Consider the following 14,486-nt stretch of genomic DNA (forward strand, 5'->3'; position numbering starts at 1 on the left):
CGGCTGCAGTTGGTTAAGCCCAACTACCGGTCGGCGTGAACGCATCGAATGTGCCAGCCTGCCCAAACGCTTCTCTGCCAGGCATTTGCGCCATGTTTGCGAATTTGGAGCCCGCCAGGTGTTATCTCCTGACCAACGTCTACTGACCGTGAGTGCCGGGTCGCAGCAAACACATACGAACGCGCCTCACTTCACCGCCTCCATATCTTCAACCTCGCCCGCGACCGGCACGTTGCCCGACGGACTCATCATGCGCGGCTGCAACATCAACGCGACGAGACCGGTCCAGCCTGTCTGGTGCGAAGCGCCGACGCCGCGCCCATTGTCGCCGTGGAAGTATTCGTGAAACAGCACGAGATCGCGGCAGCGCGGATCGGCCTGCAGGAGCGGGTACGCGCCCATTACCGGACGCTCGTTGTTGCGGTCGAGCAGAAAAAGTGTTGTGACGCGGCGCGCGAGTTCGTCGGCGATCTGCGCGAGCGAAAGCTTCTTGCCCGAGCCTGTTGGATACTCGACGCGAAAATCGTCGCCATAGTAGCGGTGGAATTCGTACAGCGACTCGATCAGCAGATAGTTGACCGGCATCCACACCGGGCCGCGCCAGTTCGAATTTCCACCGAACACGCGCGAGTCCGATTCGGCCGGCAGGTATTTGACGCGGAAGTCGCAGCCGTTGTGGCGGTAAACAAAGGGTTCGTCGAGATGAGTGCGAGAAAGCGCACGCACGCCGTGGTCCGAAAGAAACTCGGCTTCGTCGAGCATCCGCCGCAGCAGCGCCTTCATCCGGTGCCCGCGCAATAGCGAGAGCAGCAGGGAGTTGCCCTTGCCGGGTTCGTTCCAGCGCGACACGAGGCCCGCAAGATCGGGCCGGTGCTGCAGGAACCACACTAACCGGTCGCGCAACCCCGGCAGGCCGCCATGCACCCGCTCCTCCAGCACACGCACGGCGAAGAACGGAATCAGCCCGACGATCGAGCGCATGCGCAGCGGTACGCTGGTGCCGTCCGGCAGCCTTAGCTTGTCGTAGAAGAACTCGTCCACGCTGTCCCACAGGCCGGTTTCGCAACCGTCGTCGCAACTCACCGCGCCCGCGATATACAAAAAGTGCTCGAAGAATTTCACGCCGATATCGACGAACACATGGTTCGCAAACGCGAGTTCGAGCGCGATGCGCATGAGGTCGAGCGCGTAAGCCGCCATCCACGCCGTGCCGTCCGCCTGATCGAGGTGGCCGCCCGTCGGCAACGGCGATGAACGGTCGAAAATGCCGACGTTGTCGAGTCCGAGGAAGCCGCCCTGGAAGATGTTGTGGCCGTCCGCGTCCTTGCGGTTCACCCACCACGAAAAATTCAGGAGCAGCTTGTGGAAGATCAGTTCGAGAAACTCCCGGTCGGCCTTCCCGGTAATCGAACGATCGATCTCGTACACGCGCCATGCCGCCCACGCGTGCACAGGCGGATTGGCGTCGCCGAACGCCCATTCGTATGCGGGCAACTGCCCGTTCGGGTGCTGATAGCGGTCCTTCACGAGCAGCAGCATCTGCTTCTTTGCGAACATCGGATCGACCAGCGCGAACGCGACCGCCTGAAACGCGAGGTCCCACGATGCATACCACGGGTACTCCCATTTGTCGGGCATCGAGAGGATGTCCGCGTTGCACAGATGCCGCCAGTCCGCGTTGCGTCCGCGCAGGCGGCTCGCGGGCGGCGTCGGCTGCAGCGGGTCGCCCTCCATCCAGCGGTTCACGTCGTACTGGTAGTACTGCTTCGACCACAGCATGCCCGCCAGCGCCTGGCGCTGCACGAGCCTCGCGTCGGCGCTCTCGATGTCGCGCTGCAGCGCGTCGTAGAACGCGTCTGCTTCGGCGATGCGTTGCGCGAAGAGATGGTCGATGTCGAGCGCGACCTCCTCTTTCGCCTCCGACACCGGGCGCCAGCGGAACGTGACCACAGCACGGCCATGCGCCGCGATCTCCAGATGCGCGCGCGCGGCCGCTTTCGTGCCGGCGTCGCGCCGGATCGCGTCGTTGTTGCCATGCACGACATAGTCGTCGAAGCCGTCCTTGAACGGACCGGCGCCGTCCATGCCGAATAGCCGCTTGACGTTGGTCTCGTTCTCGCAAAAGACCCACTCGACGCTCGCGCCCTCTTGTGCGGCGGCCGTCACGATGAGCGGCTCGTGCGTGCCGCAGCGCGCGACGACATGCTCGCCGTCCGACGACGAAACAAGCGTGAGCGACGGCTTTTCTCCGGTGGCTTTCCACGACCATGTATTGCGCGCCCAGATCTGCGGCAGCACGTCGATCGACGCATGCTGGCCGCCGCGGTTCTCGACCGTCACGCGCATGACGATGTCTTCCGGCGTGTGCTTTGCGTATTCGATCTGTACATCGAAATAACACTCGTCGTCGAACGCGCCTGTATCGAGCACTTCATACTCGGGCGATCCAGCGCCGCGCCGCGCGTTTTCCTCGATCAGGTCCTGGTAGGGAAATGCCGCCTGCGGGTACTTGTAGAGCATGCGCATATACGAATGCGTCGGCGTGCTGTCGAGGTAGAAGTACAACTCCTTCACGTCCTCGCCATGATTGCCCTCCTCATTCGTGAGGCCGAACAAACGCTCCTTCAAAATCGGGTCGTGGCCGTTCCACAGCGCGATCGAGCAGCACCAGTTCAGCCGCTCGTCGGCGAAACCGGCCAGGCCGTCCTCGCCCCAGCGATAGGCGCGCATGCGCGCGTGATCGTGCGGAAAGTAGTCCCACGCGGTGCCGTGCTCGCTGTAGTCCTCGCGCACCGTGCCCCATTGGCGTTCGCTGAGGTACGGCCCCCAGCGTTGCCAGCGAGCGTAGTCGGCCGAGTACAGACGTTGGCCTTCGACCGTGTGGATGAGGCCGGCGGCGCGCTGCAGCATGGGCATCTCCTTGAATTGGGGCCGCCGGAATCATACTTTGGACGGCGGGCGGCGCTTTGCCGCGAGTCACCCATCCTAGCGCGGTTGCCCGCCGGGCGTGCGCAGCGAGCCATGTGTGCGGGCTAATCGGCGTCGCCGAGCCGCTTGAGAGCGCGCAGCAATTCGCCGAGCGACCACGCCTGGAACGGTGCGCCGCCGGGCCGGTGCGGCGCATCGCCATCGGCCACTTCGGAAACATGGTCGAGCCCGGCGTGGTCGAGATGCGCGAGCAGCGGCGCGACAAAGCGCTCGCGAGCGAACGAGCGCTGCGCCGCCGTATCGCCGTTCACGCGCAGCCAGGCATCCACGAACGGGCCGAGCAACCAGGGCCAGACGGTGCCCTGATGATAGGCGCCATCGCGCTCCAGCACGCCGCCGCCGTATTGCCCGCGATAGGCGTGCTCCGATGGCGCGAGCGTACGCAGCCCCATGGGCGTGAGCAGATGCGCCTGAACCTGCGCGACGACGGCGCGCGCCGCATCGCCCTCCAGCAGCGCGAACGGCAGACCGCCTGCCGCGAAGATCTGGTTCGGCCTGATCGACTTGTCCGCCGTGCCCGCCACGTGATCGACGTCGACCACGTCGTATAGTGCGCCCGTAGACGGATCGACAAAACGGGCAGCGAACGCGGCGCTCGCGCGCGCTTCGAGTTCGCGCCAGCGCGTATCCCATGCCGAGGCAATGCGCAGCGCGTTGATCCACAGCGCCTCTATTTCGACCGGCTTGCCAATGCGCGGTGTGACTACCCAGTCGCCCGCCTTCGCATCCATCCAGGTAAGCTGCACGCCCGGTACACCCGCTCGCAGCAGGCCGTCACCCGGGTCGACAGCGATCTGATAGCGCGTGCCCCGCGCGTAGCCTTCGAGGATTGCACCGATGGCGCCTTGCAGCACATGCCGCGCTTCGGGCGGCACGTTTTCCGCCGCGAAGTAGTCGTGCACCGCCACGACGAACCACAGCGACGCGTCGACGGAGTTGTATTCGGGCGTGCCGCCCGCATCGGGAAAGCGGTTCGGCAACATGCCTTCGGAAACCGTCGCCGCCCATTCGAGCAGGATGGCGCCCGCCTCCTCGTAGCGCCCGGTCGCAAGCAGCAGACCGCGCATGGCGATGAACGTGTCGCGGCCCCAGTCGGTGAACCACGGATAGCCCGCGACGATCGTGCGGCCATCGCCGCGCGCGACGACATAGGCGTTGGACGAACGCTGCAGGCGCGAGCCGAGTGAAGCCCGGCGCACTTCCTCGAAACCAGCGAGCAGTTGTGCGCGGCTCGACGCGCTTTCGTTGTCTTCCTGCGGGGCAGCGCTCACGTCGGACAATGGTTGCGCGAGCAACAGCAGCACGGCGTCGCCTTTGGCGAGATCGAAGGTGAACACGCCTGGCGTCGCGAGATCTTCGATGCAGTCGAGACCGCGTTCTCGCTCACGCGTGTAGCAGAAGTTGCGATACCAGTCTGGCGCATGCGTATAGCGGCCGTTCGAGCGGGCGACAATGCCGGGCAAATCGCCGTACGGTTGCCAGCCTACGTGCTCGCCGTCGATCCGGGCATCGAAATTGAATGCCGCGTTCTCGTGGTGCAGCGCGTGGTAATCGCGGCCCGAGATCAACGGGCGGACTTTCAGCACGGCGCCGCCCGCTGCGGGCAGCGCTTCGAGCCGCCAGCGCAGTACCGTCTCGCGGCTCGCCTTCGCAACGAACACCTCGGCCGTGAGCACGCCGCCGCCGTCGACCCGGTAGCGCCACGTGGGCCACGGCGAGGTATCAAAACTTATGATGCTTTTCGACGTGTCGGGGTAAAGCAGATCCGGTGCATAGCGCTGCATGGTCAGCGGCGTTTTGCGCTCCCCGTCCTCGAGCCAGGCTTCGATGCCGTTCACGAGCACCACCCGGTTCGTGGGCGGGTGCCTCGCCGTGAGCAGCAGCGCGTGATAGCGGCGCGTGCGCGCGGTCCCCACGGTGCCGGAGGCGAATCCGCCGGCGCCGTCCGCTTCGAGCCATTCGTCGTCGAGGCGGTCCGCATCGATGGGGCAGTCAAGGCGCGTCATCGGGTGTCCTGCTCTCGTGGATCACCTGCGCAACGATACTCCCGTCGGCTTGCCGCTGCAGGAAAGCGTCTACGTGCGAGCAGGCTGCCCGCGCTGCTGCCGATAGTGAATCTGCGCGGGCACCTGAACGGACTCGGGCGCGCCCTCGCCTTCGAGCAGCGAAAACACGCAACGCAGGCTGTGTTCCGCGAGTTGGCCGCTGTCCTGCACGATAGCGTCGATGCGAAGCGGCAGACAGTCGAGCAGTTGATGATCGTCGAAGGTCATCACGCGGCCAGGCGCCTGCGCAAGTTGGTGCGCTTCGTTCACGAACTCCAGCAAGCCTTCGAGCAACGTAATGGAGCCGGCGAAAAGCGCTTCGGGATAGCGCCCGTGGGCTTCGAACCAGGCTTTCATCAGCGCATAGCCCGACTCCCGCTGGTAGTCGCGCTGAAACACCCAGTCGCCCTGCTCCGCGATGCCATGCCGCTCAAGCGCGAGCCGATAGCCCGCCAGGCGGTCGCGGCTCGGCGAGAGTTCCGGCTGGCCGCCGAAGAACACCACTTCACGCGCGCCCTGCTCGATCGTCTCACCGACCAGAGCGGCCACGGTTTCGGCGGCGTCGGTGATCACGTAGGGAATCGCGCTCGTCGCCACGCGGCGATCGGCGAACACGATCGGCAAACGCTTGACCCATTTGTCGTAGCGCGGCGCGTCGGCCGTGCACGGCACGACCACCACGCCATCCACCTGCTGCGCGACCAGATGCGCAATGCCCTCGGTCTCGCGCACCGGATCTTCGTCGCTCGTCACGATCACGAGCTGATACCGGTAACGCTCACGGCACTGCCACTCCATGGCCTGGGCGAGCGCGGCGTGCGCCGAGTTGGTCAGATCGGGAATCACGAGGCCGATCGTGTTGCTGCGCCGCGAGCGCAGCGCGCGTGCCGATTGCGACGGCGTGAAATGATGGTCCCGCGCCACCTGAAGCACGCGTTCGACCGTCGCCGCCGAAATGCGGTAGCGCTCGGCATTGCCGTTGAGCACCATGCTGGCCGTGGTGCGCGAGACCTCCGCGAGGCGGGCAATGTCGTCGATAGTCAGACGCTCGAACTGGGACACGCGGTGTTCCTGCTGGGTGTGGGTTGGGGATCGCGTGAACGCGAGAGCGAAGCGCCGGCGATGCGGCCGCAAGGAAGGGGAAACCCCAAAACGAAGCGCCCCGTGTGGCACGGGGCGCCCGGTGCATCCCAAGCGCGCGCAAACGCGAAGATCTTCGCGTCAGATGGTACTACGCTCGCGCGCGCCTGAAAATGCGCTTACTGCTTGTACAGGTTCAACGGTACCGGGATGAACTTGTCGACCGGCTTGCCGTCCACCAGCTGCTTCGCGGTCTGCACGCCATACTGGCCGATCAGTTCGGGCTGCTGCTGCACGGTGGCGGCCATCTGGCCGGCCTTGACGGCGGCTATCGCGTCGTCGGTGGCGTCGAAGCCGACCACTGCCACGTCCTTCAGGCCCGCCGCCTGCAGCGCCTTCACCGCGCCCAGCGCCATTTCGTCGTTCTGCGCGAACACGGCCTGAATGTCCTTGTTGCCCTGAATGATGTTTTCCATCACCGAAAGGCCCTTGGCGCGATCGAAGTCGGCAGGTTGCTTCGTGACGATCTTCACGCCGCCCTTCGCCGCGATTTCATCGTCGAAACCGGCGCCGCGCTCGTTGGCCGCCGACGAACCCGGAATGCCTTGCAGCTCGACGATGTTGCCCTTGCCGCCCAGCTTGTCGGCGAGGAAGTCGGCCGCCATCTTGCCGCCCGCCTTGTTGTCGGACGCAATATGCGAGCTGACTTCGGCGCCGTTCACGCTGCGGTCGAGCGAGATCACCTTGATGCCCTTGCTCGTCGCTTCCTTCACGACGTTGGCCACCGCCGAAGAGTCGGTCGGGTTGATGAGGATGACGTTGACCTTCTTTTCGATCAGGTCTTCCACACTGGCCTGCTGCTTCGCGGGGTCGTTCTGCGCGTCGACGGTGATGAGCGTGACGCCGTCCTTCTTCGCTTCGTCTTCTGCGCCCTTCTTGAGCGAAACGAAGAACGGATTGTTGAGCGTCGAGATCGACAGGCCGACCGTGACCGCGCCACCCGAAGCGGGCGCGGCCGCCGACGCGCCGCTCGCGCCGGCGTCGGCGCTGCTGCCCGGACCTTCCTTCGAGCAGGCTGCGAGGCCCAGTGCCAGCGAACCGGCGACGAGCGCCGCGAAAAGCTTCGAGAAATTCGGCGAATTGTGCTTATGCATAGTCTTCCTCCTCGTTATATGTGGAGTGTTTGGAGTTACAAATTCAGGATTACTACTGATAGGGCGTTGCCGCGGCACGCTAACGTTGCGCGATGCGGCCTTTCCGTTACGACGACTTCTTGTTGCCGCGATCGATCAGCACGGCGAGCAGGATCACGATGCCCTTGATGACCTGCTGATAAAACGACGACACGTCGAGCAGGTTCAGGCCGTTGTTGAGCACGCCGATCAGGAGCGCGCCCACGAGCGTGCCGAAGATCCAGCCACGCCCGCCCGTGAGGCTGGTGCCACCCAGCACGACCGCCGCGATGGCGTCGAGCTCGTAGCCCGTGCCCGCGGTCGGCTGCGCGGAGTTCAGCCGCGAGGTCAGCACCACGCCCGCGAGCGCCGACATGACACCCGCGATCGTGTAGACCCACAGCTGGATACGATCGACCTTCACGCCGGACAGCTTCGCCGATTCGGCATTGCCGCCCGTTGCATAGATATGGCGGCCGAACACGGTCTTGCGCAGCAGCACCCAGAACACGCCGAACATCACGAGCATGAGCACGACGGGAATCGGCACGAGGCGCGCGACATAGCCGCCGCCGAGCAGCGAGAAGAAGTCGCTGTTGAAGCTGCTGATCGGGCTGCCGTTCGAGACGACGAGCGCGAGGCCGCGCAGCACCGTCATCGACCCGAGCGTGGCGATGAACGGCGCAACCTTGCCCTTGCTGATGACGAGACCGTTGGCAAAGCCCATCACGCCGCCCGCCACGAGACCGGCGAGCGTTGCGACGATAGCGGGCGTGCCCGAACTCAGCAGCGTCGCGATGATCACCGACGAAAGCGCGAGCACCGAGCCCGCCGAAAGATCGATGCCGCCGAGCAGGATCACGAGCGTCATGCCGAACGCGATCAGCGCGTTGATCGACGCCTGGCGCATCACGTTGAGCAGATTGTCGACCGTGAGGAAGTCGCGGCTCACGATCGAGAGCGCCACGGCAATGATCAGCAGTGCTACGAAGGGGCCGAGCTTTTGCAGCGTCGCCCGGCTGCCGGGGGTGAGGGTCACTTGCGACATGTCATGTCTCTCGAGATTGCAATGAATGGGTAACCGGCAACGCTTAAACCGCGACGGCGTGAGCCGCAGGCGCCGGGCCGCCGGCCGCGGCCGTCATGATCAGTTCCTGGGTGGCCGTAGCCGCTTCGAAGATGCCGTTCTGGCGCCCCTGATGCATGACGAGAATGCGGTCGCTCATGGCCAGCACTTCGGGCAGTTCGGACGACACCATCACAATGGCAACGCCCTGCTGCGCGAGCTGATTGATGATCGTGTAGATCTCGGCTTTGCCGCCCACGTCCACGCCGCGCGTGGGCTCGTCGAGCAGCAGCACTTTCGGCGGCTGCGCGAGCCACTTCGCGAACACGACCTTCTGCTGGTTGCCGCCCGAAAGCGCCTTGACGTCGAGTTCCGCGTCGCGCGTACGCACGCGCAACTGCTTGATGAGGCCGTCGACCGCGCTGCGCTCCGCGCGCTCGTTGACGAAACCGAGCGTGGCGTACTGGTCCAGATGCACGAGCGTCGCGTTTTCGCGCACCGACATGCCGAGCACGAGCCCCTGACGCTTGCGGTCTTCGGTGACGAAGCCGATACCCGCCGCAATCGCGCTGGACGCGTCACGCACGTCGAGCGCCTTGCCGTCCAGTGTCACCGTACCGGCGGTCCTGCGGCTCGCGCCGAACAGCGTGCGCAGAATCTCGCTGCGGCCCGCGCCCATGAGACCGGCGATGCCGAGCACCTCGCCCGCGCGCACATCGAAGCTAATGCCTTCGATATGGCCTTCGTCCGCGAGACCGGCCACGCGCATGCGCACCTCGCCCGGCGCATGGCTGCGCTTCGGGAAACGCTCGCCAATCTCGCGGCCTACCATGAGCCGCACGATCTCGTCGAAATCCGTTTCGCGAATCATGCGCTCGCCGACAAAATGGCCGTCGCGCAGCACACTGATCTTGTCGCACACTCGGAAGATCTCCTCCATGCGGTGCGACACGTAGACGATCGCCACACCGCTCGCCTTGAGCGACTGCATGATCTCGAACAGCGTTTCGATCTCGCGGTTCGTGAGCGCGGCGGTCGGCTCGTCCATCACGAGCACCTGGGCGTTCAGCGAAAGCGCCTTGGCGATTTCCACGAGCTGTTGCTGGCCGATGGACAGGCGCCCCGCCTCCGTCTGCGGGTCGATACGCTGCGCGCCGACCTTGTCGAGCCACTTGCGCGCCTCTTTGCGCATCGTCGCGGTATCGACCATGCCGAAGCGGCTCGGCTCGCGGCCAAGGAACAGATTCTCCATCACCGTCAGCTGCGGGATGAGGTTCAATTCCTGGTGAATGATGGCAATGCCCGCGCGTTCGGCCTCTACCGTGCTGCGGATTTGCACGGCGCGCCCATCGACGAGAATCTCGCCCGCATCGGCTTGATACACGCCGCTCAGGATTTTCATGAGCGTCGATTTGCCGGCGCCGTTCTCGCCCATCAACGCGTGGATCTCGCCTGCCTCGATGCGGAAATCGACGCCTTCGAGCACCCGAACCGGACCGAACGCCTTGCCGATCCCCTGCATCATCACTTGCATCCTGGACCCCTCAGAAGATCACGCCCGAATGCAGGATCACATTCGCATAGGGGCTGCACTCGCCGGTGCGGATCACCGCTTTCGCTTCGCGGCAGCGGCGCTTGAACTCCTCGTGCGGCACGTTTTCCACGGCGATGTGCGCGGCCGCCATCTCGCGGCTGCGCGCCACCACGGCGGCGTTGTGCGTTTGCGCCTCGCTCGCGAACACCGCGCGCTCGGCCTTGAAGTCGGCGAGCACGCTGTCGAGCACGGCGAAGAAGTCGGGCACGCCCACCGCGAGCGAAACGTCGATGCATTCCACGCCGTCGGGAACCGGCAGCCCGCAGTCGGCGATCACGAGGCTGTCCGTGTGGCCCATGCGGGCCAGCACGCGGGCGATGTCGCGATTCAGATGTCCGTGTTTTTTCACTGCGAATCTCAGGCTTGCGTGTTCAGGAAGGCTTCGAGTTCGGCGAGCGTGGGCATGCCGCCCTGCGCGCCGGCGCGCGTCACGGAGAGCGCGCCCGCCGCGTTTGCGCGGCGCACGGCTTCGCCCATGCCGAGATGCCAGAACGCCGCGAGCGCACCGTTGAAGGTGTCGCCGGCGCCGGTCGTATCGACGGCATCGACAGCGAAGCCCGGCTGATGCACGAGCGCGCCGTTGGCGGCGGGGTCGGCATAATACGCGCCGTCTTTCCCGTGCGTCATGGCAATGCGTACGGGCGAGCGCGCGATCACCTCGGCCCACGCGCCTTCCGGCGTTTGCAGCGCGGTCGCGAGTTCATGCTCGTTTGGCGTAAGCAGCGTGGTCAGCTCGAGCAGCTCGCCGCTCAGTTCGACCGCGGGTGCGGGATTGAGAAAGAAGGGCTTGCCGTGTTCGCGGGCGCGCCGCGCGGCGTGCAGCACCGTTGCGTAGGGCACTTCGAGCTGCGCGAGCACGACATCGGCCTGCGCAATCGCCGCGCTTGCACGGTCGATGTCTTCGGGCGATAGCTCGTGGTTCGCGCCGGGCACGACGATGATCGCGTTGTCGCCGCCCGAAAGCGTGATCGAGGCAATGCCGGTCGCTTCACGACCCGTGCTTACATAGGCGATATCGACGCCTTCGCGCGCGAGCGTCGCTTTCATTTCGCCGCCGAAGGCATCGGCGCCCACGCAGCCGATCATCGTGACCTCGGCGCCAAGACGCGCCGCCGCGACCGCCTGATTCGCGCCCTTGCCGCCCGGATGCGTCGAAAAATGCGTGCCGAACAGCGTTTCGCCGAGCCGGGGAAACGTGTCGGTCGCAACGACCATGTCCATGTTGATGCTGCCCACCACCACTACGCGCGCCATTGCACTCCCTTTCCACGGCTTCCCGAGTCTGCGGTTTTTTGCCGTGCTAAAACGTAATCAGCTTGGGAGCGCAGTTATACCAGAGTCCTCACGCGGGTGAAATAGGCCCAGGGTATAACCGGATATGCGCGAACATATGTCCCCCATTTTTTTTGATGGCCCAATGCCATTGGGGGAACGATTCTCGGCGGCCCACCGCGTCCTGAACTAGTCTTTTGCTTGCAGGCGGGTGCTTCTCGCTCACAGACACGCGCCGAGACGGCACAGAAGCATTTCAGAGCAGGGAGAAAATGATGGCTAGATATCTTGCGTTGCCCGGCAAAGTCTTCTTTACCGGCGTCCTGTTACTGGGCGGATGGCTCGGCTCCCCCTCTTCTGCTTATCCTCAGTCATCTCCACCGCCATCCGATACAGCCAAACAAACTGAAGCGCTGGTCGACAAAGCTGCCGCGTTAATAGACGAAAAAGGCAAAGCCGCGTTTGCCGGGTTCAGAGTGAAAGGAAGCGAGTGGTTCCATGAGGATACCTATCTATTCGTTTACGACCTGAACGCGAATGTCTTGTTAAACCCCGCCTTCCCATCTCGGGAGGGGACGAACGTCCACGGCCAGAAAGACACGAACGGCAAGCTGTTTCATGACGCCATGATCCAGACGGCTCAAACGACGGGGTCGGGCTGGGTGGACTACATGTTTCTACGGCCGGGGCAGACACAACCATCGCATAAGTGGACCTACGTGAAGGCAGTCAGGATTGATGGCGTGCCGGGTCTGGTGGGTTCGGGGTTCTATTCGGATTAGGTTCTGGTGAGCGGTAGGAGCGCCAGTTGTCCGTTTAGATGCCGTGACTCACTGCACCGTGTCTGGCTGCGCCCGAAGCTTGTCTTTGATGGCGGTAAGGCAGTTCGTGAACTGGCTGCGAAGCCCGACGGAGTTGCTGCTCGGTTCGGCAAGGCCGTCGGTAGTCACAGCCCACCCGCCAGGCGTACGAGAAACATCGAGTTCGAAGTACTCGGCCGATTCGCTATCCAGGACCACCGACTCGCGAAATGCGCCCCGTGGCGAACTAACGACAGCTTCGCAGCCCTGCTGGAGCCGCGCTGGACCATGTGTCGACAAACCGGGCGAACCGTCGCGAACGGGGATTGCGCCGTACATGCGGAACGCCTCGAACTGCGTTGGCATTGCGGCCGTGACGAACTGGATGTCCGAATCTGAAATGGCATTGCCGCATCCCGCGAGAACGCCGACTAGCGCTGCGAGCGCAACGCGAGGGCAATTGCCCAAGTAAGTGGACACAGGGCGGCTGCCTGCCCGTAGTCTCTGCGCAAACGTTAGCGTTTTCATCTGCAACGGGTCAGCCTCGATGTAAGAATCAAGTATTACGGCGTGCGCATTGCATAAATTGATTGGGGTAAACCCTGACGATGAAGGCGCGGCGAAGGATATTCAGGAGAATTGATTATCTGGCGCGCGAATTGGAAGACCCAGTGCAGGATGCGCTTGCGCGGCTTTTCTTCCAGATGCATTTCGATAAACAGCACTAAGTCTCGATGCCGAGCGCAACAATGCGCCGATACAGCGTGGCGCGCGCCATGCCGATCTGTGCGGCGGCTTTCGTCACCTGTCCGCCCGCCGCGCGCAGCGCATCGGTCAGAAAGCGGCGTTCGAAATCGCGCATCGCATCGTCATATTGTTGATACTGCGGCGTATTGGCGCGGCCGGGCGAATCGCGCAAATCGTGCAAACCGGCCGCCGCATCGCGCGCCTCGTTCTCGACGCGCGGCCCGCGCCCGTCGCCAATGAAGCGCGCAAGCGAACGCGCATCGACACGCTCGCTATCCGATAGCAGCACCGCGCGCTCGAGCGTATTGCGCAACTCGCGCACATTGCCCGGCCAGCCATACGCACACAGCACCGCGAGCGCATCGTTGTCGAGTTCGAGATGCCCCGCGCCACTCTCCACCGCAAGCTTGTCGAGAATCGAATAGGCCATCGCCTCGATGTCCGCGAGGCGCTCGCGCAGCGGCGGCACACGAATCATCAGTACGTTGAGCCGATAATAGAGGTCCGCGCGAAAGCGGCCCTGCGCCACCAGCGCGGGCAAATCCGCCGACGTCGCCGCGATGATGCGCACGTCGGTGCGCACGATGCGATTCGACCCGAGCGGTTCGAACTCCTGCTCCTGCAAGACCCGCAGCAATTTGCCCTGCAGCGCGAGCGGCATGTCGCCGATCTCGTCGAGAAAGAGCGTGCCACCCTGGGCCAGCTCGAACTTGCCGATACGCCCCTTGCGCTCGGCACCCGTGTACGCGCCCGCCTCCGCGCCGAAGAACTCCAGTTCGAGCAGCGTGTCCGGAATCGCCGCGACGTTTACCGTCACGAGCGGAGCGTCCGCGCGCCCGGATGCGCCGTGTATGGCATGCGCAAGCAGTTCCTTGCCCGTGCCCGTTTCGCCGAGCAGGAGCACCGGCGAGACCAGACGCGCGGCCCGGCGCGCCTGGCGCTTCACTTCGAGGCTTGCGGCACTCGTGCCGATCAGGCTTGAAAAGCTGTACTTCGCGCGGCGCACCTGCGCAAGCGACTGGCGCGTGCTGATCAGTTCGGCGCGCAACCGCGCGTACTGGCTGAAGAGCGGCGACAGTCCCTTGAGTTCGTTGAAGAGCACGAAGCCGACCGCGCCGATCGTTTCGCCGTTATCGTCCTTGATCGGCAAACGCGTGACGACAATAGGATCTCTATCGGTTTCGAGAATGTCGAGCAGGATGGGCTCGCCCCCTTTCACGACGTCGCGCATCATGCTGTTCGGAATGACGCTTTCGCAATCGAGACCGATCACCGCCGTGGGATCGTCAAAGCCGAAACGCGCCGCGTAGTGCCGGTTGATCCACACCACGCGCGCGTTGCGATCGACGATCACGGTGCCTTCGCTGAACTTGTCGAGCGATTGAAAGAGCGATTGCATCGCCAGTTTGCGCACGTGGTCGTAGTCGGCCAGCAGCGCGGTCGTTTCGATTTCCATTCGGTTTTTTTCGTCGGTCCGGGGCGGTGATGGCCCGTGAATTCTCATTTTCGGGACGCATTATCTCAGAAACGAGATTGGCCCATGTACCCCGAACTATCGGGGCTTGACAGGAAAGAGCGCAGGCGGCGGCGTGCTTCGCCGACCAAGCCGTCTCAGTTTCGGGACACGTTGCTGCTGCAACCTTCCCGCCGCGCATCCCGCGCGTGCTGTGCCCGCCACCGCCCCGCTCCGTGCAAGGCTCCCCGCCCGCTGGCACATATCGT

General features: G+C 64.3%; 11 protein-coding genes. 1 reads left to right on the forward strand and 10 read right to left on the reverse strand.

What is annotated here, in order from left to right; genetic code table 11:
- Positions 1-186: 186 nt before the first annotated feature.
- The 8 genes from FAZ97_RS28870 to rbsK form a co-directional block, all read right to left on the reverse strand.
- A complete protein-coding gene (locus FAZ97_RS28870; RefSeq protein WP_158762145.1) occupies positions 187-2,916 on the reverse strand; it encodes an MGH1-like glycoside hydrolase domain-containing protein in 2,730 nt (909 codons plus the stop codon).
- Positions 2,917-3,032: 116 nt separating this feature from the next.
- Positions 3,033-4,994, reverse strand: coding sequence for an amylo-alpha-1,6-glucosidase (locus tag FAZ97_RS28875; RefSeq protein ID WP_158762146.1), 1,962 nt, complete (start codon positions 4,992-4,994; stop codon positions 3,033-3,035).
- 69 nt (positions 4,995-5,063) lie between these two features.
- The gene (locus FAZ97_RS28880) at positions 5,064-6,095 is read right to left on the reverse strand and encodes a substrate-binding domain-containing protein (RefSeq protein ID WP_158762147.1); all 1,032 of its coding nucleotides are present in this window, start codon (positions 6,093-6,095) and stop codon (positions 5,064-5,066) included.
- Between the two features lie 197 nt (positions 6,096-6,292).
- Positions 6,293-7,267 carry a ribose ABC transporter substrate-binding protein RbsB gene (gene rbsB, locus FAZ97_RS28885; protein ID WP_158762148.1) on the reverse strand — a complete coding sequence of 325 codons (975 nt, stop codon included), beginning with the start codon at positions 7,265-7,267 and terminating at the stop codon, positions 6,293-6,295.
- Between the two features lie 106 nt (positions 7,268-7,373).
- Positions 7,374-8,333 (reverse strand): ABC transporter permease, encoded by a 960-nt coding sequence (locus tag FAZ97_RS28890; RefSeq protein ID WP_158762149.1) that lies wholly within the window; start codon positions 8,331-8,333, stop codon positions 7,374-7,376.
- 43 nt (positions 8,334-8,376) lie between these two features.
- On the reverse strand, positions 8,377-9,876 hold the full coding sequence (locus FAZ97_RS28895; RefSeq protein WP_325073249.1) for a sugar ABC transporter ATP-binding protein: 1,500 nt from the start codon (positions 9,874-9,876) through the stop codon (positions 8,377-8,379).
- A gap of 19 nt (positions 9,877-9,895) precedes the next feature.
- Entirely contained in the window at positions 9,896-10,294 is a 399-nt protein-coding gene (rbsD, locus tag FAZ97_RS28900; RefSeq protein ID WP_158762151.1) for a D-ribose pyranase, read from the reverse strand.
- An 8-nt stretch (positions 10,295-10,302) separates the two neighbouring features.
- Positions 10,303-11,199 (reverse strand): ribokinase, encoded by an 897-nt coding sequence (gene rbsK / locus FAZ97_RS28905; protein ID WP_158762152.1) that lies wholly within the window; start codon positions 11,197-11,199, stop codon positions 10,303-10,305.
- 293 nt (positions 11,200-11,492) lie between these two features.
- Here rbsK and FAZ97_RS28910 point away from each other — a divergent pair, with 293 nt between their 5' ends.
- Complete coding sequence (locus FAZ97_RS28910; protein WP_158762153.1) at positions 11,493-11,999, forward strand: cache domain-containing protein; 507 nt, start codon at positions 11,493-11,495, stop codon at positions 11,997-11,999.
- Between the two features lie 581 nt (positions 12,000-12,580).
- On the opposite strand, the gene FAZ97_RS28915 is transcribed toward FAZ97_RS28910, so the two are convergent.
- Positions 12,581-12,742, reverse strand: coding sequence for a hypothetical protein (locus FAZ97_RS28915; RefSeq protein WP_158762154.1), 162 nt, complete (start codon positions 12,740-12,742; stop codon positions 12,581-12,583).
- Positions 12,742-14,220, reverse strand: coding sequence for a sigma-54 interaction domain-containing protein (locus tag FAZ97_RS28920; RefSeq protein WP_158762155.1), 1,479 nt, complete (start codon positions 14,218-14,220; stop codon positions 12,742-12,744). Before FAZ97_RS28920 ends, FAZ97_RS28915 begins: the two co-directional genes overlap by 1 nt.
- Positions 14,221-14,486 lie beyond the last annotated feature (266 nt).

This window comes from Paraburkholderia acidiphila, from assembly GCF_009789655.1.
Lineage (GTDB): Bacteria > Pseudomonadota > Gammaproteobacteria > Burkholderiales > Burkholderiaceae > Paraburkholderia > Paraburkholderia acidiphila.

Bases quoted from the DNA above. Each gene is read 5' to 3' on its own strand.
- FAZ97_RS28895 (WP_325073249.1), bottom strand. From the start codon at position 9,876: ATGATGCAGGGGATCGGCAAGGCGTTCGGTCCGGTTCGGGTGCTCGAA.
- FAZ97_RS28910 (WP_158762153.1), top strand. From the start codon at position 11,493: ATGGCTAGATATCTTGCGTTGCCCGGCAAAGTCTTCTTTACCGGCGTC.
- FAZ97_RS28875 (WP_158762146.1), bottom strand. From the start codon at position 4,994: ATGACGCGCCTTGACTGCCCCATCGATGCGGACCGCCTCGACGACGAA.
- rbsB (WP_158762148.1), bottom strand. From the start codon at position 7,267: ATGCATAAGCACAATTCGCCGAATTTCTCGAAGCTTTTCGCGGCGCTC.
- FAZ97_RS28920 (WP_158762155.1), bottom strand. From the start codon at position 14,220: ATGGAAATCGAAACGACCGCGCTGCTGGCCGACTACGACCACGTGCGC.
- FAZ97_RS28890 (WP_158762149.1), bottom strand. From the start codon at position 8,333: ATGTCGCAAGTGACCCTCACCCCCGGCAGCCGGGCGACGCTGCAAAAG.
- rbsK (WP_158762152.1), bottom strand. From the start codon at position 11,199: ATGGCGCGCGTAGTGGTGGTGGGCAGCATCAACATGGACATGGTCGTT.
- FAZ97_RS28870 (WP_158762145.1), bottom strand. From the start codon at position 2,916: ATGCCCATGCTGCAGCGCGCCGCCGGCCTCATCCACACGGTCGAAGGC.